Below are 22,885 nucleotides of genomic sequence, written 5' to 3'. Positions count from 1 at the left end.
ACAAATTTTCTGCCATACTGACGTCATGCTGACAACGGTCGGGGTCCTCCTCCACGGCAACGTCGCGCTCTTCGAGTTCGGCGTGATCCACGAGGTGTTCGGCCTCGACCGCACCGACGACGGTGTTCCCGCATTCGACTTCCGGGTCGCTTCCCCCGATCCGTCGGTCCCGCTGCGCGTCGGCAACGGAGTCTCACTCCAGGTCTCGCACACCCTCGACGAGTGCCGCGACGTCGACCTCGTGGCCATCCCGGGCGGAAAGGTCGACGGCGACTATCCCGCGGAGATCCTGGACACCGTGCGCGCGGTCGTCGACAACGGCGGCCGCGTGCTCACCGTGTGCTCGGGCGCCTTCGTCGCCGGCGCGGCCGGCCTGCTCGACGGTCGCCGCTGCACCACGCACTGGCGCTACGGCGACGAATTGTCGCGACAGTTCCCGAAGGCGACGGTCGACACCGACGTCCTCTTCGTCGACGACGGTCCCATCACCACCAGCGCCGGCACCGCGGCCGGGATCGACGCGTCGTTGCATCTCGTACGCGAGGCCTGGGGACCGGGCGTCGCGAACCGGATCGCCCGCCGCATGGTCGTCTCGCCGCACCGTGACGGCGGTCAGCGACAGTTCGTCGACGCCCCGATGCCCTCCTGCTCCGACGAGGGTTTCGGCGCTCTGCTCAGTTGGCTCCTCGAGCACCTCGACAGTGACATCAGCGTCGACGACATGGCGGAACGGATGCACATGTCCGGCCGGACATTCGCGCGCAGATTCGTCGACGAGGTCGGGGTGTCACCGCGGCGATGGCTCACCGAGCATCGCGTCCTCGCCGCGAAGAACCTGCTGGAATCCACCGACGCGCCCGTCGAAGAGGTCGCGCGGTTGGTCGGATTCACCTCGGCGACACTGCTGCGGCACCACTTCGCGGCGTCCGTGGGCGTCTCGCCGCTCGTGTACCGCCGTCGCTTCGCGAAGTCCGCCGCCGTGTCATAGCTCGGACCCGCGGTCAGGGGCTGTTTCGAAATGCCAGCGGGATTTCTCGCTGGCTTTTTCGGCTTGTCGGGGCTGTTGGGCGGTGCTTGGTGGTCGATGATGTGTTGGTGGCCAAGGGGTATCGTCCGGTGCAGCGAGATCAACAGTTTCTGATGCCGCCGAGTATGCGTGAGTGGTTAGCAGCTGATGATCCGGTGTGGTTGGTGATCGAAACAGTCGCGGCGTTGGATACCTCGGGGTTGCACGCGAAACGAAAGACCGGTGGCGTCGGTCGGGCCGGTTATGACCCGGACATGTTGCTGACCCTGCTGATCTGGGGGTGGGCACACGGGCAACGCTCCTCACGGCAGTTGGAACGACTGTGCCAGCGTGATGTCGCCTACCGAATCATCTGCGCCGGCGACGCACCCGATCATGTGACGATCTCTCGTTTCCGCGCCGACTGCACCGACGTCGTCGAGGACCTGTTCACCCAGGTCCTGGCATTGTGCGCCCGGGTAGGGATGGGTCAGCTAGGGGTGGTTGCCCTCGATGGGGTCAAGATCGCCTCCAACGCCTCCACCAGTGCGAATCGCACTGCAGACGGTTTGTGGAAGGCGTTGGCAGCTGAAGCGGCACGTGCCAGCGCCGAACATGCCGCTATCGATGCCGCCGAGGACGACCAGCACGGCCCAGGCCGGGGTGATCAGCTGCCACCGGAGTTGGCCGACCACTCCTCGCGGCGTGCGCGTATCGCCCAAGCATTGGCCCAGTTACCCGCGGCCACCGATGCCGCCGAGGTCGAAGCACACACCCGGCGAGTCGCCGGGGGCGAGGGTGGGCGCTATCCGATCGCGACCCGGGTCGAGGCGTTGACCGCGAGTTGGCACCGCGCCCGCGCGGTGCAGCAAGCCAAGATCGATCGCTACCGCCCTGGTCAACGAGGACCCAGGCCGGTGGCCGTGGACGATCATCTGTTCGTGCGACGTGCCCGGGCTCGGTTGGACCACGCGATCGCTGACCGCGACCGCCGCGAAAAGCAGGCTGCACGCTCAGCCGACGCGAGGGTGGCTGGTCCCCGACGCAACATCACCGACCCGCAGTCGCGGTTGATGCCGCTACGCGGCGGTGGCTGGGTGCAGGGATACAACTGCCAGGCCGTGACCAGCGAAGATGGGCTGATCATCGCCACCGGTGTGAACAACAACAACGCCGACGTCGTCGCCTTCGCCGACATGTTCAGCAAAGCTATCGACGCCGCCGAGCTCATTGACGCTCACCATCACCGCGCTGATGGGATCGGGGTGCTACTTGCTGATGCCGGCTACCTCAGCGACGCCAACCTCACGATGCCAGGACCCGATCGGTTGATCGCTATCGGCAAAAGCCGAGAGATCCACAAGACCGCCCGCACCAGTCCTACCCACGGCCAACCCCCACCTGACGCCACACCAGTAGAGGCGATGGCCCACCGGTTGGCCACCGAGGAAGGACATCGGCTCTACAGCAAACGCAGCCATATCGCCGAGACCCCGTTCGGGCACGCGAAACACAACCTAGGGTTCAAACGATTCACCGGTCGCGGAATCGACCGAGCAACAGCGGAATTCAGCTTCCACGGACTCGTCCACAACCTGATGAAAGCCATCGGAACCGGCTACCTCAACCCCGCAACCACCTGAAGCGGGACGGTGGCCGAAGCCACCGCCCCAACTCCCACACGCACTGGGGCCGGCCACTCACATTTCGAAACAGCCTGGTCAGCGCGGTTTCGAGCTATGAAACGGCAGGTGGTGCCCTCGGTAGGATTCGAACCTACGACCTACCCTTTAGGAGAGGGTTGCTCTATCCCCTGAGCTACGAAGGCGCAGCGACCCGCCGACGGGCGAGACCCGCGCGAGCGCCACACGGCAGTGTACGTCAGCACTCGACGCCTACCGCACCATCTCCACACGGCACCCGATTCCGATCGCCGCTATAGTCGACAGGAAGCGCGAACCGGGCAATTCGGGCTGTGATTGTCGCCACTTCATGCACCCCGACGTTGAGGTTCCTGCCAGATTCGGCCCGTACACTTCGTTCGGGTAACAGTTTGGTCAACGGGGAGGTCTTTGCTTTGGTGCACGCAGCGGGCTCGGCGCGCACCGCCGACAGCGAGACCGGCACGGCTGCCCACTCGGGACCGACCACTCCGGCGACACCGTCGACGACGGCCCCGGTCAGGGGCTCCCGCTCGCGCGCACACACCGCCGACTTCGTCCGCGTGGTCCTGTTCACCTTCGTGGTCGTCGCACACAGCGTCAACGCGATCAACGGCGGACCCGACGAGATCCGCGGCGCCAACCTGGTCGGCACCCTCTGTCACCTCACCCGCTACGGCTTCGTCGCGGTGACGCTCTACGTCCTCGTCCTGAGCATGCAGGGACGCGAGATGTCGCCGGTGCAGTTCTGGCGGCGTCGCTTCGGCCTGGTGATCGGGCCCTACCTCGCGTGGACGGTCATCTACGCGATCACCGACCACGTGATCATCCGGGACAACCCCTTCCCACCGGCCGGCGAGTGGGTCTCCGGACTCGCGCACGATCTGCTCGTCGGCGAGGGGAAGTACCAGCTGTACTTCCTGCTGATCTCGATGCAGATCTATCTGTTCTTCCCGCTCATCACGTGGATCTTCGAACGCGGCCGGAACCGTCCGTGGCTTCTGCTGTCCGGTGGCGCGGTCATCCAGATCATGATGTTCGTCGTCTACCAGTACCTGCCGCGTCCGTCCGGGGCGGCCTGGGACCTCGCCTACCAGCACCTGTGGAAGACGCTGCCGATGTACGCACTGTTCGTCGCCATGGGTGTACTCGCGGCGCAGCATCAGCAGGCGGTGGACAAGTGGTTGCGTGAGCACATGGCCACCGTGGTGCTCGTCGCCGCGGGCTGCGCGGCGTTCACCGTCGCCGGCTACCTCCTGGCGACCTCGCCCGGCAACGTCCCGTGGAAGGCGAACACCGCCTGGAATCCGGTGTCGCTGCCGTGGCTCGTGGGCGGGTTCGCGCTGCTGTGGCTGATCGGTCTCGTCTGGGACGACCGCCGCGCGGCCGGCCGGCCGGCCGCCGCGAAGTTCGTTTCGCAAGCGACCCTGCGCGCGTTCGGCGTGTTCGCCGTTCACCCACTCATCCTCGACATCCTCGGACGCGTCGGCTTCCTCGGCGGGCTCTTCGAATGGTTCCCGCACAGCGCGATCATGCGTTCGCTGATCCTCATCGCGGTCGTTCTCGTCAGCTCGCTGTTGCTCGTCGACATCCTGCTGCGTCTTCCGTTCAGCAAATGGCTGACCGCCCGGCCCCGCCTCCCCCTGCTGCCGAAGCGGCGAGAGAAGAAGCAGGACCGGGCGGCAGTGGCCGAAACCCCGACGGTCGAGGCCTCGACGGCGGATGAGAGGGGATGACCGCCGCGTGGTCGAGGTCGGCCAGTCTGGGTGACCGGACTACTTGTACTTCGGGTTGTTGAACACCGGGATCTCGATGTTGATCGGCATCCGCAGTTCCGACATGTAGAAGAGTACGAACTGCCGGAGGAATTCGTCGATCATCCAATAGGCCTCGCGTGGCATGCCGACGTTCAGCAGGCCTTCACGGACCAGTACATACGGGGTCCACGCCGTCTCCAGCAGCGGAGTCCACACGGGTTCACGCGGGATGTGCAGCCCGTCGGCGGCCTTGTCGCCGAGCATGAACCGGGTCAGCGCCCCCAGAACTCCTCGCGAGAGCAGGGTCAGGTCCAGGTTCATCCCGAGGTCGAGCAGCATGTCGGCGAGCTTGCGACCCTCCGGTGTCGGCTCGATGATCGGGTCGAGCACCTGCTTCGCCTGTGATTCGGCGGCGTTCCACGACGCCGGGATGTACTCGTCCTTGACCCCCAGCACGTGGGCGGTGATCTGCCACGAATGCAGGAAGCCCGCCGATTCGTCGGCAGCGATCGGCACCTGCCACTTGCGGAAGTTGCGCATGACCGTCGTCGGCAGGCTGTGCCACGTCACCATGATGTCGGCCTGACTGATCGGCACGTTCTCCGACGCGGAGTGCACCCAGTGCGGTGACTGGGGCAGCAGGTGCCGGACACCGGCATGTGCCATGCGGGTCTTGAGACAGGTCACGATCATCTCGCCGCCGGGCTGATAGGCGTTGAGCGAGCCGATGTCGTAGCCGAGTTTGGCTGTCTTGGAGATGCGGTCCTTGAGGTCCCAACCACCCTTGGAGTAGTAGACCGCCCGCGCCTCCCGCGGGATCAGGGTGCTCATCATCCCGCTGGCGAAGCCGTAGATGATCCCGAGGTACGTAACGCGCTTCTGGTTGAACTTCACCGCCGTGGCCAGTTTGGACTGATCGGTCCAGGACGGCAGCTGTCGCGCGTGCTCCATGACGTCGCGCAGTTCCGACGGCAGCCCGGCGGGCAGCGGTTGCGAGTTCTTGTGCCAGGTACGCAACAGCTTGTTGACCTTCGGCGCCTGACCGCTGTCGATGACCTTCGCTATCACCGGGTCGGCCTCGTCGTCCCACAGCTGCCGCGGGTCGGTGCCCGCACCGCGGCCCGGTACAGAGTTCGCGGGTGACCACGTCCAGGGCGTCGCCGGGGCCACCGCGGCCACCGCACCCGCGGCGCCGACCACTCCTCCGGCCTTGAGCAGCTTCCGCCTGTTCAGATCTTCCATGACCCCGTCCCATCCGTTCCGATGTATCAATGTGACAAACTTCGTATCCTTGTATCCTCTGTACCAACGGGTGATCCAAGACACACCGAAATCCCCGGATTTGGGATCGTTGATCCGGGCGGATCGATCGCCACAGAAAGGGGAATCACCGATGCCGTCGTCCGCCGCAGACATCCCGGAACCGGGCATGATGCCGGTCGGCTCGTCGTCGAGTTCGGTGATCCACCGCGCTTTCCTCGGGTCGGTGAACCCGACGGACACCGAGTCCGATCCGACCGCCGAACGTCTCCTCGACGCCGCCTTCGACCTCTTCTGTCGCCTCGGCATCCAGCGGACCCCGATGGAGAAGGTCGCCAAGAACGCGGGCGTCACGCGAGTGACCCTCTACCGCAAGTTCGCCACCAAAGACGCCTTGGTCGACGAGGTGGTGCTGCGCGAGTTCCGGCGCTACTTCGAACAGTTCCGCGCCGACATCCCGGCCGCACAGACGGCCGCCGAGCGGGTGGTCGTCGGATTTGTCGGATCTCTGCGCGCGGTCGCCGGCAATCCCCTGATCAGCGGCATGGCCGACTCCGAGTCGAGCATGCTCATCGAATCGATGATCGGCGACGACGGCCTCCTACTGTCCGTCGTGCAGAAGTTCGTGGCCGCACAGCTACGACGAGAACAGTTGTCGGGCACCATCTCCGACGATCTCGACATCGAACTCGTGGCTGAGATGATGGTGCGCATCTCGGCGTCGTTCCTCACCGTGCCGAGTCGTGTCGTCGACATCACCGACGACGCGCAACTGGCCGACATCGCGAGACGATTCCTCGTCCCGATGCTCGATCACCCACGCTGACGGCGTCCGGCTGGGACAATCGGCGGAGATCACTTCCAGCCGAGGGGAGTTCCGCGATGCGTTCGTGGTCGGTCATCATCATCCTGGCGGTGTCGCAGTTCGTGATGGTGCTCGACAGCACCGTCATGAACGTGTCGATCTCGGTCGTGGCCGCGGATCTCGGCACGTCGATCACCGGCATGCAGGCCGCGATCACCTTCTACGCCTTGACGATGGCGGCGTTCATGTTGACCGGCGGCAAACTCGGCGACCTCATGGGCCGGGTGCGGGCCTTCAAGATCGGCGCCGTCATCTACGGGATCGGTTCGCTCACCACCGCATTGAGTCCCAACCTGGCCGTCCTGATGGTGGGCTGGTCACTGGTCGAGGGACTCGGGGCCGTGCTCGTCATCCCCGCGATCGCCTCTCTGGCCGCGATCAACTACACCGGCAAGGCCCGCGTCGCCGCCTTCTCGATCCTCGGTGCCGTGACCGGACTCGCCGCCGCCGTCGGCCCGTTGCTCGGCGGCCTGATGACCACCTACGCCTCATGGCGTTATGTCTTCGTCGCCGAAACCGTCGTCATGGTGATCGTCCTGTTCGCGGCGGGACTGATCCACGACGTCGAACGCGATCGCGACGTGCGGATCGATCCGGTGAGCGTCCTCGCGTCCGCCGGCGGCCTGTCGCTCATCGTCTACGGTGTGCTGCAGTCGAAGACGTGGGGGTGGCTGAAACCGCAGCATCCGCCGGAGATCAACGGCTCGGAGATCGCCCCGTTGGGCGTGTCCCCGGTCGCCTACCTGTTGCTGCTCGGCGTCGTCGTCCTCTGGTTGTTCGTCGATCGACAACGCGCACTTGCCAGTTCCGGCCGGCAACCACTTCTCCGCGTCGAACTGTTGCGGATACCCGCGTTGCGCAGCGGACTGGGCGGGTTCCTCGCGCAGTACTTCGCGATCGCCGCCCTCTTCTTCGTGGTGCCGGTCTATCTGCAGACGATGCTGGGTCGCGACGCCCTGCAGACCGGTGTGAAGATCCTGCCGCTGTCGGTGGGTCTCGCGCTGTTCTCGGTCCTCGGTTCGTGGCTCACCGCACGACGTTCGGCCCGGTTCATCGCCCGCGGCGGGCAGCTCACCATGGCGGTCGGCGTCCTCTTCGTGATCGCCGGGGTGGGGGTCGACCTGCGCAGCATGACCTTCGCCATCGGGATGTTCGTTGTCGGAGCGGGTTTCGGCCTCCTGGCCTCCCAACTCGGAAACGTCAACATGTCCGCGGTCGGGGAGAAGGACACCTCCGAGGTCGGCGGCCTGCAGGGCACGTTCCAGAATCTCGGCTCGTCATTCGGGACCGCGGTCGCTGGTTCGGTGTTCCTCCTCCTGTTGTCGTCGGGTTTCGTCTCCGCGGTCGACGACACCGATTCGCTCCCCGCCAGCGAGCAACAGCAGATCGTCTCGACGGTCGACGACAGCGGAGTGCCCATAATCTCGGCGGATCAGGCACGCACCACGGTGCTCGACACCGGCGGCTCGGAAGCCTCGGCGCAGGCGGTGTCCGACGCCTACGCCGACGCGCAGATCGCCGCGATCCAGCAGGCCCTGTTCATCGTGTTCGTCCTGCTCGTGCTGGCGTTGCTCTTCTCACGGCACCTGCCGAACCGAATCGTCGCGCACACCGACACCGACACCGACACCGAGGAGAAAACCTGAAAAGGGTCAGCCCCGCGCGACCACCTTCTTCGCGATCGTGGCCTCGATGTGTCTGACCGCTTGCGCCGCGAACGGGCCGATGATGCCTCCCAGCACACGGCCGGCGATCCCGCCGGGCAGCGTGTAGTTGATCTCGAGCTGGAGATCGGTGCCGTTCCCGTCGTCGGCGAAGCGCCACGTGGTGTCGGCCTCGAAACCGTCGATCGCCCGGAGCTCGATCAACTCGTTCTCGACGTACCGGGTGCACTCCACGACCGCCTTGATCTTCTTCGGCCCGAGGTCGACCCTCACGTCGAAGACCGACCCGAGTCCGCGGGTCTGATCTGTTGTCGGATCGAAGTGCGTGACACCGATCAGATACTCGGGAACGTTCTGATATCCGTCGACATAGTCGAAGACCCGCTCGCGAGGTGCATCGACGACGACCTGATGACGTACCACTCCCACGCTCTACCCCGTTCTCGCGTGTCCGGCCCGGTGTCTCCGGCGCCGCTTCCGACCGACACTATGCGGTCGCAACCACTTCCAGGTGCGGGACACGGATAACCGACTTGACCTTCCGCCGCGGGGTCGGCTATTCCTGCAGCACGATGTCGACGTCACCGGGCGGATGGTCCGAACTCCTCGCCCGTGAACACCGCGCGGCGGTGTCGGTGTTCGCCGGCGGCATCCTCGTCTTCGCGATCAACACCTTCCTGACCGCGGCGTCACTGCCCAGCACCATCGCCGACATCGGCGGCGACGAGTTCTACGCCTGGGTCGTCACGATCTTCCTGATCGCGTCCGTGGTGGCGTCGATGCTGGTGACACGCGCGCTGGCACAGTTCGGCGCGCGCGGCGCCTACCTGATCGGGTTCTCCGCCTTCGCCGCGGGTTCACTGATCTGCGCCCTCACCCCGACCATGCCGATCCTGTTGGCCGGCAGGCTGATCCAGGGGCTCGGTGGCGGCCTGCTCACCGGGTTGGCGCTGGCGGTCGTACAGATCGCGCTGCCACAGCGGATCTGGGGGCGCGCGGTGGCGCTCATCTCGGCCATGTGGGGAGTCGGGAACCTCCTCGGCCCGGCGCTCGGCGGCCTGTTCGCCGAGGTAGGGTTGTGGCGCGGCTCCTTCTGGTTCCTGACGGTGTTCACCCTGGTCATCGCTGCCATCGCCGCGCGGGTGTTGCCACGCGGTCGCGGCTCGGGCGAACGGCACCCGTTGCCGTGGGCATCGCTGGCCGCGGTGACCGCCGCCGCCGGGGCGGTCTCGGTCGCCGGCGTCGCCGGTTCGACGTCGGTGATCGTGGTACTCGGCGGAGTCGCCCTCCTCGCCCTGGTCGGGTTCGTGGTCGTGGATCGACGCGGGACCACCGGCCTGCTCCCCCGTCTCACCTATTCGGTGGGCAATCCCCTCAAGTGGATCTATCTGTCGATAGCGGTGCTGGCGATCGGGTCGACCGCCGAGGCATTCCTCCCGCTGTTCGGTCAGCAGGTCGGCGGCCTGACACCGTTGGCCGCCGGGCTCATGCCCGCGGCGCTGTCGTCGGGGTGGACCGTCGCGCAGATCGCCAGCAGCACGTGGGCGCACGGCCGGTCCGCGGCGGCCGCCCGCATCGCCGGTCCGGCCTTCCTCGCCGCAGGTATGGCCGGATACGGCCTGCTGCAGTCGTCGAGCGCGCCGATCGCGGTGGCCGGGTGGTACGCATCTCTGGTCGTCGCCGGCATGGGTATCGGCATGGCCTTCCCTCACATCGCGACCGCCGCGATGGGCATCACCACCGATCAGGCGGAGGCCGCCCGCGCCTCGGCAGGGGTCAACTCCGTGCAGATGGTCGCCAACACCATCGGCTCGGCGGCCGCGGGTCTGCTCGTCAGCATCGGGTCCGACGCGGTCGGTTCGGCACGTCTGCTCTCGTTCGGTTTCGCCTGCCTCGCCGTCATCGGTGTGGGCATCGCCGTTCGTTCCGTCCGTCCTGCGCGATGACCGTACGCTGAGTCCATGAGACGCCGTCGGGGAAGTCCTCATTCCGGGCGTCGGGTCGTCCGCTTCGCGGTGTTCGGGGTCTCCTGCATGCTGGTCCTCGCGTCGTGCGGAAACGGCTCCGACGGTCCGGCCGCCGCGCCGGTCACCTGCACGGAGATCCCGAACGGCGATCTGATCGGCGCCGAGAGTGTCTCGGCCGCCCCCACCGACATCGCGACGAAACCCGAGATCGCCTCGGGTTACCGGAGCGGGATGAAACCGGTCGTCACCGCAACGTACGCCGCGGCCACCGCCAATCCGCTCGCCACCCGCGCGGCGTGCGACGTCCTGCACGACGGCGGTACCGCAGCCGACGCGCTGGTCGCCGCACAGATGGTGCTCGGTCTCGTCGAACCCCAGTCCTCGGGGATCGGCGGCGGCGCCTTCGCCCTCTACTACGACGCCGCGTCGAAGACGTTGCGCGCCTTCGACGGTCGCGAGACGGCTCCCGCAGCCGCCACCGAGACCTACCTGATCCGGATCTCCCCCACCGACCCGGCACCACCGGTGCCCAGCGCACGGGCATCGGGCCGGTCGATCGGCATTCCCGGCGTGATGCGGATGCTCGGCATGGTCCACGGCGAGTACGGCAAACATGCCTGGCGTGATCTGTTCACCCCCGCGATCTCCTTGGCGGACAGTGGTTTCGAGATCAGCCAGCGTCTGTCCGGGGCGATCGCGGCCGCGGCGGCGGACCTCGAGGCCGACGTCGACGCCCGCGACCACTTCCTGACCGGTGAGGGCGCAGCGAAACCGGCGGGCACCAACCTGGCCAACCCCGCCTACGCGAAAACCCTTGGGGTGCTGGCCACCGACGGCGCCGACGCGATGTACGACGGACCGCTCGCGCAGGCGATCGTCGCCGAGGCGGGCACCACCGCCGGCGGCATGACGCCCAGCCTGATGACCGTCGACGACCTGCGCAACTACCGGGCCATCGCGCGGGACCCCGTCGTGACGGAATACCGGGGCCGCCAGATCGTGGCGATGCCGGGACCGTCGTCGGGCGGGATCGCCGTCGCCTCCGCGCTGGGCATCCTGGAGAACTTCGACCTGCCGTCGATGCCGCCCACCGAACTCGACGGTTCCACACCATCGGCCGCGGACGGCGGTCGGCCGAATCCCACTGCGGTACACCTGATCACCGAGGCCGAACGTCTCGCCTACGCCGACCGCGACAAATACGTCGCCGACCCGGATTTCGTCCCGCTGCCGGGACGCGGCGTCGACACCATCCTCGACCCGGGGTATCTGAAGACCCGGGCCGGACTGATCCGCCCCGACGCCTCGCTCGGCGAAGCCCCGGCCGGCGATCTCGGGCCGGTCCCGCTGGGTTCGCATCCCGGTACCGAGTGCGGCACCAGCCACATCACCGTCGCCGACCGATACGGCAACGTCGCGTCGATGACGACGACCATCGAATCGGCCTTCGGCAGTTTCCACATGGTCGACGGCTTCCTGCTGAACAACCAGCTCACCGACTTCTCGGCCGAACCGCGCGACGACGACGGGGCCCTGCTCGCCAATCGGGTGTCGCCGGGGAAGCGTCCACGGTCGTCGATGGCCCCGACCCTGGTGATGCAACCGGGTACCGGGGGCGCACCCGCACAGGTGATCGCCGCGTTGGGTTCCCCGGGCGGATCGGTCATCATCCAGTTCGTCGTCAAGACCCTTGTCGGGATGCTGGACTGGGGACTCAACCCGCAGCAGGCGGTGTCGATGATCGACTTCGGCTCGGCCAACACCCCGACGTCGAACGTCGGTGGCGAACATCCACTGGTCGACACCACCGACGACGGCGCGCACGATCCGTTGGTGCGGGGCCTCCGCGAACGCGGAGAAGAGGTGTCCGTCGACGAACAGTCCAGCGGTCTCAGCGCGATCATGCGCCACGAGGCCGGATGGATCGGCGGCGCCGACCCGCGGCGTGAGGGTGCCGTGATGGGTGACGACGCCGCACTGCGGTGATCCGGGTGGTCCGAACGGACGAATCCCGGCTGTGCCATCAGTTTTCCTCAGCGTCACACGGGGGCAACGGAGCGCATACACCCAGCTCATAGCGTCAAGTCGCTCGCAAACGCGGCAACACCAGCGACGTCGTCGTGCCGACATTCGCCGAGGTCGACGAGAAACTCCAGGAGTAACCATGAGTGGCAGCATGTCCCGCCGTCAGGCCATCAAGGCCGTGACGACCTACGAGGTGTCGGCACCCGGATTCACCGAACCGTTGGCAGATACTTTCGGACGCAACGTGTTCGGCTTGTCGGTCATGAAGAAGCGCCTGCCGAAGCATGTCTTCAAGGCGGTCGCGGCGACCATCGACACCGGCTGCGCGCTCGATCCGACGCTCGCCGACTACGTCGCGGTGGCGATGAAGGACTGGGCCATCGAGAAGGGCGCCACCCACTACGCCCACGTCTTCTACCCGCTGACGGGTTTCACCGCGGAGAAGCACGACTCGTTCCTCGAACCGGATTCGAGCGGCGCGTCGCTCGCCGAGTTCGCCGGAAAGACCCTGCTGCAGGGTGAACCCGACGCGTCGAGCTTCCCCAACGGCGGCCTGCGGGGCACCTTCGAGGCCCGCGGTTACACCGGCTGGGACGTGACGAGCCCCGCGTACATCCTGGAGAACCCGAACGGCAACACGCTGTGCATCCCCACGATCTTCATCTCGTGGACCGGTGAGGCACTGGACAAGAAGACCCCGCTACTCCGCAGCCAGCAGGCGATGAGCAAGCAGGCGATGCGCCTGCTGAGGCTCTTCGGCCACGAGAACGTCGACACCGTCGTCTCCTACGCCGGCGCCGAGCAGGAGTACTTCCTGATCGACGAGCACTTCTTCTACGCCCGGCCCGACCTGATGACCTCCAACCGCACGCTGTTCGGCGCCCCACCGTCGAAGGGTCAGGAGTTCGACGACCACTACTTCGGCGCCATCCCCGAGCGGGTGCTGTCGTTCATGATCGAACTCGACCGCGAGCTGTTCAAGCAGGGCATCCCGGCCAAGACCCGCCACAACGAGGTCGCCCCCGGACAGTTCGAGATCGCGCCGGTCTTCGAACGATCCGTGCTCGCCCACGATCACCAACAGCTCATGATGACCACGATGAAGGCCGTCGCCGAGAAGTACGGGATGAAGTGCCTCCTGCACGAGAAGCCCTTCTCCGGGGTCAACGGCTCCGGCAAACACGTCAACTTCTCACTCGGCAACTCCAACCAGGGCAACCTGCTCAACCCCGGAGACACCCCGCACGAGAACATGCAGTTCCTCACCTTCTGCGGTGCCATCATCCGCGCCGTCCACACCTACGGCGGCCTGCTGCGAGCCGCGGTCGCATCGGCGTCGAACGATCACCGCCTGGGCGCGAACGAGGCTCCGCCGGCGATCATCTCGATCTTCCTCGGCGAGCAGTTGATGGACGTCTTCGAGCAGATCGCCAAGGGCGGCGCCACCGGCTCCAAGGCGGCCGGCGTCCTCGAGCTCGGCGTCGACACCCTGCCCCCGCTGAAGGCCGACCCGGGCGACCGCAACCGCACCAGCCCGTTCGCCTTCACCGGCAACCGATTCGAGTACCGCGCACCGGGTTCCAACCAGTCGATCTCCGATCCGATGGTCGCGATCAACACCATCCTGGCCGATTCCATCGACTTCATCTCCACCGAACTGGAGAAGCTGCTCGCCGACGGCGCCGAACTCAACGACGCCGTGCAGAAGGTGTTGCAGGAGATCATCAACAGCCACGGCGCGGTCATCTTCAACGGCAACGGATACTCCGACGAATGGCAGGAGGAGGCCGCCGCCCGCGGCCTGAAGAACCTCCGAACCACGGTCGACGCCGTCACCGAGTACACCGCGCCCGAGGTCGTCGAGATCTTCGAGAAGTACGGCGTCCTGTCGGCCCGCGAACTCCACGCCCGCGAGGACGTCATCTTCGAGTACTACGGGCTCACCATCCTCGTCGAGGCAAAGGAGACCGCGGAGATCGCCAAGACGATGATCATGCCCGCCGCGATCCGCTACCAGGGCGAACTGGCCGGGACCGCGGCGTCGTTGAAGATGGCCGGGATCGAAGCTCCCACACCACTTCTCGTGGAGATCACCGAACTGATCGGCAAACTGCAGGCCGCGGTGGTCACCCTCGACGAGGGCATCGCCGGCATGCACGGCGAGAGCACCTACGAGGAGTCGAAGTACGCACTCGAGACGCTGATCCCGGCGATGGCCGCGGTGCGCGAGGTCGCCGACACGCTCGAGAGCATCGTCGCCGACGATCTGTGGCCGCTGCCCACGTACAACGAGATGCTCACCATCCTCTGAGATCTCGCGAACGCACCACCGGAAAGCGCCCCCGAAGTACGCCCTCCACAGCGGATCCGACGACACCATGTCGCCGGTCCCGCTCCACGGGGTGGATTTCGGGGGCGTTCTTCAGGGGCGGTTTTCAGGCCGGTTTTCTGGGGTGACCACTACCGCACCCGCAAGGACAACGCCACGACGAGCCGCGTGGCGGGATCCTCGAGGTCCATCCCGGTCAGGGCCTCGATCCGGCGGATGCGGTAGCGCAGCGTGTTCGGGTGGACGTGGAGATCCCCGGCGGCGGAACGGACGTCGCCGAAGCGGTCGAGGTAGGCGCGCAGGGACACGGTGAACTCGCTGCCGGTGCGGTCGTCGAGGTCGGCGAGTTCGGAGACCCGCGGGTCCACCAGGTCGGGGTTCTCGGCGAGGAGCGCCACGATCTCGCCGAGCAGGACACCGGTGCGCGAACCGCCGACGGTCGTGACATCGTCGATCAGTTCACCTTCGAGGGAGGCCGCGTCGAGCACGCGATCGATCTGGATGCGCAGTTCCGGTACCGCGGCGAGGTTGTCCGGTCCCGCGACCACCGCCCGGATGTGGACGCCGAACTGCCGGTCCGTCGCATCGACGGACACCCGCGCCCACTCGACCGCGGCGTCACCGGTCACGCCGGGCAGCACCACATAGGCGCGGTCGCCGATGGTCGCGGTCACCGACAACGGACTGAACGCGCTGGCGTGCAGGGTGAGCGCGGAGATGCGAGTGCCGTTCTCTGCCAATGGGACCGGAGCGTCTACGGCCGACCCGGTCGTCGCGAACCCGACGAGCACCACCGCGACGGAGGATTCGATGCCCAGTTGGGCGGCCAGGGCATCGACGTCGATGATGTCGCCCCGCGCGCCGAGGAGGCGGCGAACCGATTCGTCGTGTTCGGTCCCGGCGGTTCGACGACGCGCGATCACCCGGGCGGCCACCGCGGCCGCTCCGGTGAGCACCTCGTCGGTGTCGTCGGCGAGGGCCCCGGCACCACACTGCAGCCAGACGACCCCCAGGAACTCAGCCGTCCCGGGGGCCCGGATCGCGACCGCCCGGCGTTCTCGCAGCCCGAGGTCGGTGCGTGCGTCGACCGCCACCACCCGCGACGACCGGCGCAGCGCGTCCATCACCCCCCACTGCCGGAGCCAGGCGAGCATCTCCGGCGGACCCTCGCGTCCGAGGATCGACAACCGCCGGAGCTCATCGGCCTCGTCGCCTGCCGAGCTGTAGGCCAGCACGTGCGAGCGCTCGTCCTCGATGCTGACCAGACCACCGGTGCGCCGGGCGACCTCGGCCGCGATTTCGAAGAGGTCGCCGGTGGTACCCGACTCCATCGACTCGCCGTCGTTCGGTGGACGCCGCGCGGTGTCGAGTACGCGCGCCACGAGGTTGTAGATGCGCTCCCACCGAGCGTGTGGGTCGATGGCCACGACCGCGATTCCGAGCCGATCGGCGAGATCGGTGAGTGTCGCCGACGACGTCTTGCTCATGACGGCCACCGGACGGTGCATCCCGAGACCGCCCAGCAGTTCGGTGCTCACCTCGTCGGACAGGCCGACCAGCAGGAACACGTCAGCCGACCGCGCGGCCTGGCCGAGGCCGAAGTGGACGTCGTCGATGTCGATCATCGCCAGGCTTCGCACCGGCACGTCGAGTCCTTGCGGCGCGGTGATCAGCGTCGCCACCGTCCGATCGAGGGCCAGGATCAGACGCCCCAGCGCCACACCCGCCGATTTGTCCACAAGAACAAGGCTACGACCGATCAGTTTGCCGATCGGCCATATCGCGGGAACCTTCTCCCCAGGTGAACTGACGTCATGGACGCCATCACCACTCCCCCTCGACCGGCCAACGAGCCGGTCCACACCTACGCACCCGGATCGCCCGAACGCACCCGCATCATCAATGAACTCACCAGCCAGTCCATGGCGGGCCGCCGCGAGCTGCCGCACATCATCGGCGGGCACCTGCACCTCGGACACGGCGAACCGATCGACGTCGTGCAGCCGCACGCCCACCGAGAGGTGCTCGGCTTCCTCACCAACGCCACGCACGACGACGCCCGCGCCGCCGCCGACGCCGCGATGGCCGCGAAGGACGAGTGGGCCCACACCAGCTTCGACGACCGCGCCGCGGTGATCCTGCGCGCGGCCGAACTGCTGTCGGGTCCGTGGCGCGAACGGGTCGCCGCCGCGACGATGCTCGGCCAGTCGAAGTCGGTGCAGCAGGCCGAGATCGACGCTCCCTGCGAGCTCGTCGACTTCTGGCGGTTCAACGTCGCCTTCGCCCGGGAGATCCTCGCCGAGCAGCCGGTGTCGTCGCCGGGTGTCTGGAACCGGCTCGACCACCGTCCGCTCGACGGATTCGTCTACGCGGTCACCCCGTTCAACTTCACCGCCATCGCCGCGAACCTGCCGACCGCACCTATGCTGATGGGCAACACCGTGGTGTGGAAGCCCTCTCCCACACAGGCGTATTCGGCCCAGTACACGATGGCACTCCTCGAGGCCGCGGGACTGCCACCCGGAGTGATCAACCTCGTCCACGGCGACGGCCGGGCCGTGTCGGATGTGGTTCTCGCGGACGAGAACCTGGCCGGCATCCACTTCACCGGCTCGACCACGACCTTCCAGCACCTGTGGCGGGAGGTCGGCGGCAACATCGGCAAGTACCGGAACTACCCGCGGCTCGTCGGCGAGACCGGCGGTAAGGACTTCGTCGTCGCGCATTCCTCCGCCGAACCGCGGGCGCTCCGGACGGCATTGATCCGCGGCGCCTTCGAGTATCAGGGCCAGAAGTGCTCGGCCGCCTCGCGTGCCTACATCGCCCGGTCGGTGTGGGACAAGATGGGCGACGACTTCCTCAGCGAGGCCGCCGAACTCGGTTTCGGCGACGTGCGCGACCTGTCGAACTTCGGTGGTGCGCTCATCGACCGTCGTGCCTTCGACAAGCAGGTCACCGCGCTGCGACGCGCCAAGTCCACACCGTCGCTCACCGTCGCGGTCGGTGGCGCCTGCGATGACACGGTCGGATACTTCGTGCGCCCGACCGTGCTGCTGTCCGACGACCCGCGGGACGAGGCGTTCTCCACCGAGTACTTCGGACCGATCCTGTCGGTGTACGTCTACGACGACGCCGACTACGAGACGATTCTCGATCTGGTCGACACGACGGCGCGGTATGCGCTCACCGGTGCGGTCATGGCGACCGACGTCTCGGCGGTCGCCCTCGCCTCGGATCGGCTCCGTAACGCCGCCGGCAACTTCTACATCAACGACAAGCCGACCGGCGCCGTCGTCGGCCAGCAGCCGTTCGGCGGCGGGCGCGCCTCGGGCACCAACGACAAGGCGGGGTCGAAGGAGAACCTGCTGCGCTGGACGTCGACCCGCACGATCAAGGAGACCTTCACACCACCGACGACTTACCGATACCCGCACATGAGCACCGACTTCACGGGGGTCTGAGGTGAGCACGCTCTTCGACAGCGTCTTGCGGCCGACGATCATCGCCGCGGCGCGCAGCGAACGGATCAAACAGGCCTCACAGCGATGGTCGACGACCGAGAAGGTCGTGCGGCGGTTCGTACCCGGCGAATCACTCGACGACGTGCTCACCGCGATCAGACGTGAACTCGACGACGGACTCGCCGTGACCATCGACTTCCTCGGCGAGGACACCGTCGACGAGTCGCATGCCGACGCCACCGTCGCCGCTTATGTGGCTCTGCTGCAGGCGATGCCGCGCCTGGCTCCGGTGCCACCCGGTTCGCTGGAGGTGTCACTGAAACTGACCGCACTCGGCCAGAGACTGCCCGAGCACGGCGCCAAGATCGCCGAAGAGAACGCACGGACGATCGCGGAGGCGGCGCGGTCCGCGGGTGCGTCGGTCACCGTCGACGCCGAGGACCACTCGACCGTCGACGAGCGATTGGCCGTGGTGCGCTCGCTGCGGCGCGACTTCCCCGACGTCGGGACCGTCCTGCAGGCATATCTCCGGCGCACCGAGGACGACTGCGCCGAGTTCGCGGAGTCGGGTGCGCGAATCCGGTTGTGCAAGGGCGCCTATGCCGAACCACCGTCGGTCGCCTACCCCGACCGTGGTCAGGTCGACGAGGCGTACCTCCGCTGCCTTCGAATCCTGATGAAGGGCAACGGCTATCCGATGGTCGCCAGCCACGATCCGACGATGATCGAGGCCGCGTCGATTCTGGCGAAGGAGTTCGATCGGGCTCCCGACACCTGGGAGCACCAGATGCTCTACGGCATCCGCAGCGACGAGCAACGTCGGCTCGCCGCCGCGGGAGCTCGAGTGCGCGTGTACATCCCGTACGGCACCGAGTGGTACGGATACTTCGTCCGTCGCCTCGCCGAGAAGCCGGCGAACCTCGGGTTCTTCCTGCGCGCGCTGGCGGGGTGAGGCGCTCCCGCTCAGGGGATTCCCTCCCGCCGGCGTGTCTCCCTCCCGCGGTTCAGATCCACCGAGCGGGAGGGAGTTGGTCTCGCGGAAAGGAAACGTGCACGCGGGAACCGCGCCTTACAGCGGTTGCGCCCGCTTCACCTGATCTGCGGCGCGGGCGGCGTCGAGTTCGACATCGGTGACGATCACAGCGGGACCGATGTGCAGGGTCCCCGACGTCAACGGCTGCGCCCGGAGTCCGCCACGCCCGATGAGCGCCTTGCGCACGCCCTCCCCGGCGACGGTGTCCATCCACGAACACGGATGTGCGGGACGCCCGCCGCGGAATCGGATCGGGCCGGGACCGGTGTCGAGCTCGAACTCCCTCCCGCGCAACGGGTCCAGTTCGACACCGCGGACCACCACGTTCCGTCGGGCCGATACGGGGTCCACGTCACCGGCCGCCGCGGTCCACGCCTCGAGGGCAAGGAACGTCACCGCGGCTTCGGTGTGGGCCTTCACGCCGAAGAAGCGATCGCCTCGAATGCCCTTGTCCGCGACGATCTCCACCGTGTCGGGTGTGTGGGTCTCGACCTCATCGGCGGGACCGTCCTTGGGCCGTCCGAAGTACGCATGCTTCGGGGACACCACGAAGGTGACGATCTCGCAGGGGTATTCGTACCGCATCAGGTGGACCCTTCGAGGCTCGTCGCCGCCGCGAGCTCCTTGCTGCCGGCTGAGCCGGTACCGAGCGCAGCGAGCTCCTTACCGCCGGCTGAGCCGGTACCGAGCGCAGCGAGCTCCTTACCGCCGGCTGAGCCGGTACCGAGCGCAGCGAGCTCCTTACCGCCGGCTGAGCCGGTACCGAGCGCAGCGAGGCACCGCGTCGAAGCCACCCGCCTCATCAGTAACCGGTGAACGAGTCGGTGTGGATGCGCCACGGACGCAACCTGGTTGCCGGGTCGAGGTGCCGGATCGTCGAAGAAGTGCGTTCGACGAATCCCGGTGTGCCGGACACGTAGTAATGTGCACCTGCGCTGTCCGGACCGACCAGCTCGGCCAGCCGATCGGCATCGTCGACGCCATCGGCGAGTTCCGGGGCGATGATCGTGACCACACGTGCCGAGGACTCGCGGGCAGCGTCCAGCTCGTCGTCGTAGACGGTCCGCTCCGACGAGCGCAACACGTGGACCATGGTCAGCCCCGACAGGTCTCCACCGTCGAGCGAGCGCACCATCGACACGAACGGTGTGATCCCGATCCCCGAAGCGAGGAGAACCACCCTGCCCTTGCCAGGGAAACCGCGCGGCAGGACGAAATCCCCACCGATCTCGTCGACGTATGCACGTGTCGCCCGCCCGTCGATGAGCGCCGCCTTGAACGGCGACGGCTCCCCCGTCACCGTGAATCCGAACTCGACCGGCGATTCCTTCGGCGCGGACACGAACGAGAACACGCGTCGCGACCCGACCCACACCGGCGCGGACCACCGCGGCACACTCACGCTCGACCACTGCCCCGCCCGGAACGACGGTGCGCCACCGGCAGGTACACCACGCAACGCGTAGGTGCGGTCGGCGAGCGACGCCGTCTCGACGTCGAGCCGTATCCGGCGCGCGGTGCGTGTCGCGAGGCGCACGACGAACGCGTAGAGGCTGCCGGCGAGCAGCGCGACCTCCGGCACGAAGGCGAGGGTGTACGAGTCGGTCACGGCGACCGTGTACTGGCAGTGCATCAGCACCCCTACCAGGACCGCGTAGATCAGTCGATGCGGCTGTCGCGCCGGAGATGTCAGCGGCTCGGGAAGCATGATGGCCGCGACGAAGAGCATCGGGGACGAGACGAGCCACGTCGAGAGGTCCTGGCCGCCGCGAACCAGTTCGACCACACCGATGGTGACCAGCGACGCGACGATGAACACGGTCACCAGAAGCCATTCGCGGATGAGCGTGACCACGGCCGCGCCGATGACGATCATCGGGATCAGGAGGGGCTCGGCCGCCACCCACCAGAAGGGGAAGCTCAGCCAGTCGACTCCGGCGTAGGCCAACGCGTAGACACCCACTGCCCCCGCGACGGCCGGATTGACGATCAGCCGACGACGCCATGCCAGAACATATTTCGACACCGCGGCGATCCCCGCGCCGACCGCGAGCGTGGCCACCGGGTGCTCACCACCGGGCACCACGAAGAAGAGAATGAGTCCGGTGATGAGCCACGAGTCGGAGTTCGGCGGCACCCGGAACACCGCCGCGAACAGGTAGGTGGCCGCGCCGCTGACCCCGACCGCGACGAGCAGCCACACCGCGAGTTCGTCTGGGCCGTAACCGAAGTCGGCGTCGACCACCGAAACCACGAAGGCCGCGACCGCGAGCAGCAGCAGCCCGCAACCCACCGCCCGGTACGGCGTCAGTTGCCGCCGCGCCGCGTCGAACGGGGCGAGGAGTCGCGGCAGGACCGAGACGGATCTCGTCGAAACGGCCGTCGTCACAGGAACAACTCCAATCCGGGGATGGCGGTGTGCTCGACGCTCCCGTTGCGTCGGATGGTCACGTGATGGAAGCCCTCGGCGTGATGATCGAAGTCGCCGCGCAGGAATGCGGCCGGGGTGAAGAACAGCGCGGTCGCCAGTCCGTCGGCCTCCATCGCCGACGGCGCGATCACCCAGGTGGCCAGCACTTCCCACGCGGGCGAGGCGCTGCGGGGGTCGACGATGTGGTGCCAGTCCGCCCACACCCGGCGGTTGGCGGCCGACGCGCAGATGGCCCCGCCGTCGAGCGTGACCACACCGATCGCCTTGGCCGGGTCCATCGGATGTTCCAGCGCCACCCGGAGCGGGCGGGCGCGGGGCGAAACGACCATGTCACCGCCGGCGTCGACGACGAAGTCGCCGGTGGCCCGTGTGACGATCTCCGCGACCCGGTCGGCCGCGAAACCCTTTCCCGCCGCGCCGACATCGAGCAGAACGGGTTCGCGCAACTCCAGCGCGCCCTCGTGCCCGGCGATCACCTCATCCCAGGCGGGGGCGGCGGACACCTGCGCCGCAGGCCGTAACGAATAGTCCGCGTCGTAGCCGGCGTCGGCGAGAGTCTGTCCGACCAGTGGCGAGACCGCGCCGCGGGTCAGCCGATACAGCCTGCGGTACCAGTCGACGAGCGGCTGATCCGACTGCTCGATCGGGTAGCGTCCGGCCGCGCGCGACATGTCGGCGACCGCCGAGTCGTCGCGGAACCTCGACCAGGCCCGATCGATCCGGTCGATCTCGGCGCGCACCTCGTCGACGACCGGGGAGGGTAGCGGCGACGGCGTCGTGACCGTCCACCGGGTGCCGATCGCGTCGAACACCCAATCATGAACGGCCCCGGAAGGAGTCACGCGAGTCGCGGTCAGCTGAGGGCTTCCTGCTTGATCTTCTCGATCGCCTCGTTGAATCCACCCGAGGTCAGCGACGATCCGGAGACCTTGTCGACGTCGATGTCGTCGATGTTCTTGCCGACCACGACATCGGAGATCCCGCCGGCGAACTTGCCCTGGTACTCCACCGACGGACCCTTGGTCTGGCTCGTGTCGACCGACACCGCGGTGATGACATCGTTCGACAGCGTGACGGTGACGCCGACCTTCTGCGGCCCGCCGGGCGAGATGTAACCGCCTTCCGCGGTGTACTCGCCGTTCTTGTACTGGTCCCCCGTTGCGTCGCCGGCGACGGCCGCCGTCGAGGTCTCGGGAGCGGTCGTGCTGCCGGACTCGGAGTCGTCGGACGAACACGCACCGGCGACGAGGCCGACGGCGGCCACGGCCGCGACGACACCCACGGTGCGCACGAGCACCGACGGGCGTGACGACTGCGCGGGCGTCGCACCGGAAGGAGTCGAGCCGGACAGGTCAGAGCCGGACGGGGCAGAGCTCGAAGTGGAGTTCACCGGCCCATTGTTCCTGATCGCCCGATGTACTGTCCC

The 22,885-nt window shown here is 67.3% G+C and carries 18 protein-coding genes and 1 tRNA gene; 10 read left to right on the top strand and 9 right to left on the bottom strand.

Annotated features, from left to right (window positions below; translation table 11 throughout):
- The first annotated feature begins 25 nt into the window (after window positions 1-25).
- Together GOAMI_RS08735 and GOAMI_RS08730 are read left to right on the top strand one after the other, a co-directional pair.
- On the top strand, window positions 26-988 hold the full coding sequence (locus GOAMI_RS08735) for a GlxA family transcriptional regulator (protein ID WP_006436110.1): 963 nt from the start codon (window positions 26-28) through the stop codon (window positions 986-988).
- Window positions 989-1,089: 101 nt separating this feature from the next.
- The gene (locus tag GOAMI_RS08730) at window positions 1,090-2,649 is read left to right on the top strand and encodes a transposase (protein ID WP_006436109.1); all 1,560 of its coding nucleotides are present in this window, start codon (window positions 1,090-1,092) and stop codon (window positions 2,647-2,649) included.
- Window positions 2,650-2,758: 109 nt separating this feature from the next.
- Here the strand turns inward: GOAMI_RS08730 and GOAMI_RS08725 are convergent.
- A tRNA-Arg gene (locus GOAMI_RS08725) sits at window positions 2,759-2,834 on the bottom strand.
- 252 nt (window positions 2,835-3,086) lie between these two features.
- Between GOAMI_RS08725 and GOAMI_RS08720 the strand changes: the two genes are divergently transcribed.
- The gene (locus tag GOAMI_RS08720) at window positions 3,087-4,403 is read left to right on the top strand and encodes an acyltransferase (RefSeq protein ID WP_006436108.1); all 1,317 of its coding nucleotides are present in this window, start codon (window positions 3,087-3,089) and stop codon (window positions 4,401-4,403) included.
- A gap of 39 nt (window positions 4,404-4,442) precedes the next feature.
- Here GOAMI_RS08720 and GOAMI_RS08715 read toward each other — a convergent pair whose 3' ends face one another.
- Window positions 4,443-5,666 (bottom strand): oxygenase MpaB family protein, encoded by a 1,224-nt coding sequence (locus GOAMI_RS08715; RefSeq protein WP_006436107.1) that lies wholly within the window; start codon window positions 5,664-5,666, stop codon window positions 4,443-4,445.
- A 151-nt stretch (window positions 5,667-5,817) separates the two neighbouring features.
- Here GOAMI_RS08715 and GOAMI_RS08710 point away from each other — a divergent pair, with 151 nt between their 5' ends.
- On the top strand, window positions 5,818-6,510 hold the full coding sequence (locus GOAMI_RS08710; protein WP_006436106.1) for a TetR/AcrR family transcriptional regulator: 693 nt from the start codon (window positions 5,818-5,820) through the stop codon (window positions 6,508-6,510).
- Between the two features lie 56 nt (window positions 6,511-6,566).
- The gene (locus GOAMI_RS08705) at window positions 6,567-8,195 is read left to right on the top strand and encodes an MFS transporter (protein WP_006436105.1); all 1,629 of its coding nucleotides are present in this window, start codon (window positions 6,567-6,569) and stop codon (window positions 8,193-8,195) included.
- Between the two features lie 6 nt (window positions 8,196-8,201).
- On the opposite strand, the gene GOAMI_RS08700 is transcribed toward GOAMI_RS08705, so the two are convergent.
- Window positions 8,202-8,642: an SRPBCC family protein gene (locus tag GOAMI_RS08700; protein WP_006436104.1), complete on the bottom strand. Its 441-nt coding sequence runs from the start codon at window positions 8,640-8,642 to the stop codon at window positions 8,202-8,204.
- 143 nt (window positions 8,643-8,785) lie between these two features.
- Between GOAMI_RS08700 and GOAMI_RS08695 the strand changes: the two genes are divergently transcribed.
- The 3 genes from GOAMI_RS08695 to GOAMI_RS08685 all read left to right on the top strand — a co-directional run bounded on the left by GOAMI_RS08695 (window position 8,786) and on the right by GOAMI_RS08685 (window position 14,516).
- Entirely contained in the window at window positions 8,786-10,159 is a 1,374-nt protein-coding gene (locus GOAMI_RS08695; protein WP_006436103.1) for an MFS transporter, read from the top strand.
- 15 nt (window positions 10,160-10,174) lie between these two features.
- Window positions 10,175-12,166 carry a gamma-glutamyltransferase family protein gene (locus GOAMI_RS08690; RefSeq protein WP_040004695.1) on the top strand — a complete coding sequence of 664 codons (1,992 nt, stop codon included), beginning with the start codon at window positions 10,175-10,177 and terminating at the stop codon, window positions 12,164-12,166.
- 178 nt (window positions 12,167-12,344) lie between these two features.
- Window positions 12,345-14,516, top strand: coding sequence for a glutamine synthetase III family protein (locus tag GOAMI_RS08685; RefSeq protein WP_006436101.1), 2,172 nt, complete (start codon window positions 12,345-12,347; stop codon window positions 14,514-14,516).
- A gap of 149 nt (window positions 14,517-14,665) precedes the next feature.
- Here the strand turns inward: GOAMI_RS08685 and GOAMI_RS08680 are convergent, their stop codons facing one another.
- Entirely contained in the window at window positions 14,666-16,273 is a 1,608-nt protein-coding gene (locus GOAMI_RS08680) for a PucR family transcriptional regulator (RefSeq protein ID WP_040004694.1), read from the bottom strand.
- Between the two features lie 75 nt (window positions 16,274-16,348).
- Between GOAMI_RS08680 and pruA the strand changes: the two genes are divergently transcribed.
- Window positions 16,349-17,995 carry an L-glutamate gamma-semialdehyde dehydrogenase gene (gene pruA / locus GOAMI_RS08675; RefSeq protein WP_006436099.1) on the top strand — a complete coding sequence of 549 codons (1,647 nt, stop codon included), beginning with the start codon at window positions 16,349-16,351 and terminating at the stop codon, window positions 17,993-17,995.
- 1 nt (window position 17,996) lies between these two features.
- Window positions 17,997-18,947, top strand: coding sequence for a proline dehydrogenase family protein (locus GOAMI_RS08670; protein WP_006436098.1), 951 nt, complete (start codon window positions 17,997-17,999; stop codon window positions 18,945-18,947).
- A 117-nt stretch (window positions 18,948-19,064) separates the two neighbouring features.
- Here GOAMI_RS08670 and GOAMI_RS08665 read toward each other — a convergent pair whose 3' ends face one another.
- From GOAMI_RS08665 to GOAMI_RS08645, 5 genes are read right to left on the bottom strand one after another with little or no spacing between them, the layout of a single operon-like run.
- Window positions 19,065-19,613 carry a hypothetical protein gene (locus GOAMI_RS08665; RefSeq protein ID WP_006436097.1) on the bottom strand — a complete coding sequence of 183 codons (549 nt, stop codon included), beginning with the start codon at window positions 19,611-19,613 and terminating at the stop codon, window positions 19,065-19,067.
- Window positions 19,613-19,822: a hypothetical protein gene (locus tag GOAMI_RS08660; protein WP_006436096.1), complete on the bottom strand. Its 210-nt coding sequence runs from the start codon at window positions 19,820-19,822 to the stop codon at window positions 19,613-19,615. The genes GOAMI_RS08665 and GOAMI_RS08660 overlap by 1 nt, the downstream gene beginning before the upstream one ends.
- Window positions 19,823-19,830: 8 nt before the next feature.
- Entirely contained in the window at window positions 19,831-21,417 is a 1,587-nt protein-coding gene (locus tag GOAMI_RS08655) for an oxidoreductase (RefSeq protein ID WP_006436095.1), read from the bottom strand.
- Window positions 21,414-22,301 (bottom strand): FAD:protein FMN transferase, encoded by an 888-nt coding sequence (locus tag GOAMI_RS08650; protein ID WP_167325097.1) that lies wholly within the window; start codon window positions 22,299-22,301, stop codon window positions 21,414-21,416. The genes GOAMI_RS08655 and GOAMI_RS08650 overlap by 4 nt, the downstream gene beginning before the upstream one ends.
- Window positions 22,302-22,312: 11 nt before the next feature.
- On the bottom strand, window positions 22,313-22,849 hold the full coding sequence (locus GOAMI_RS08645) for an FMN-binding protein (RefSeq protein WP_006436093.1): 537 nt from the start codon (window positions 22,847-22,849) through the stop codon (window positions 22,313-22,315).
- Window positions 22,850-22,885 lie beyond the last annotated feature (36 nt).

Source organism: Gordonia amicalis NBRC 100051 = JCM 11271 (genome assembly GCF_000332995.1).
Lineage (GTDB): Bacteria > Actinomycetota > Actinomycetes > Mycobacteriales > Mycobacteriaceae > Gordonia > Gordonia amicalis.
The sequence above is the reverse complement of the archived record's forward strand: the minus strand, read 5'-3'. Positions and strand labels throughout refer to the sequence as shown.

What these genes read in the sequence shown, in the direction of transcription:
- GOAMI_RS08735 (WP_006436110.1), top strand. Translation starts at nt 26, where the DNA reads ATGCTGACAACGGTCGGGGTCCTCCTCCACGGCAACGTCGCGCTCTTC.
- GOAMI_RS08715 (WP_006436107.1), bottom strand. Translation starts at nt 5,666, where the DNA reads ATGGAAGATCTGAACAGGCGGAAGCTGCTCAAGGCCGGAGGAGTGGTC.
- GOAMI_RS08710 (WP_006436106.1), top strand. Translation starts at nt 5,818, where the DNA reads ATGCCGTCGTCCGCCGCAGACATCCCGGAACCGGGCATGATGCCGGTC.
- GOAMI_RS08705 (WP_006436105.1), top strand. Translation starts at nt 6,567, where the DNA reads ATGCGTTCGTGGTCGGTCATCATCATCCTGGCGGTGTCGCAGTTCGTG.
- GOAMI_RS08695 (WP_006436103.1), top strand. Translation starts at nt 8,786, where the DNA reads ATGTCGACGTCACCGGGCGGATGGTCCGAACTCCTCGCCCGTGAACAC.
- GOAMI_RS08690 (WP_040004695.1), top strand. Translation starts at nt 10,175, where the DNA reads ATGAGACGCCGTCGGGGAAGTCCTCATTCCGGGCGTCGGGTCGTCCGC.
- GOAMI_RS08685 (WP_006436101.1), top strand. Translation starts at nt 12,345, where the DNA reads ATGAGTGGCAGCATGTCCCGCCGTCAGGCCATCAAGGCCGTGACGACC.
- pruA (WP_006436099.1), top strand. Translation starts at nt 16,349, where the DNA reads ATGGACGCCATCACCACTCCCCCTCGACCGGCCAACGAGCCGGTCCAC.
- GOAMI_RS08665 (WP_006436097.1), bottom strand. Translation starts at nt 19,613, where the DNA reads ATGCGGTACGAATACCCCTGCGAGATCGTCACCTTCGTGGTGTCCCCG.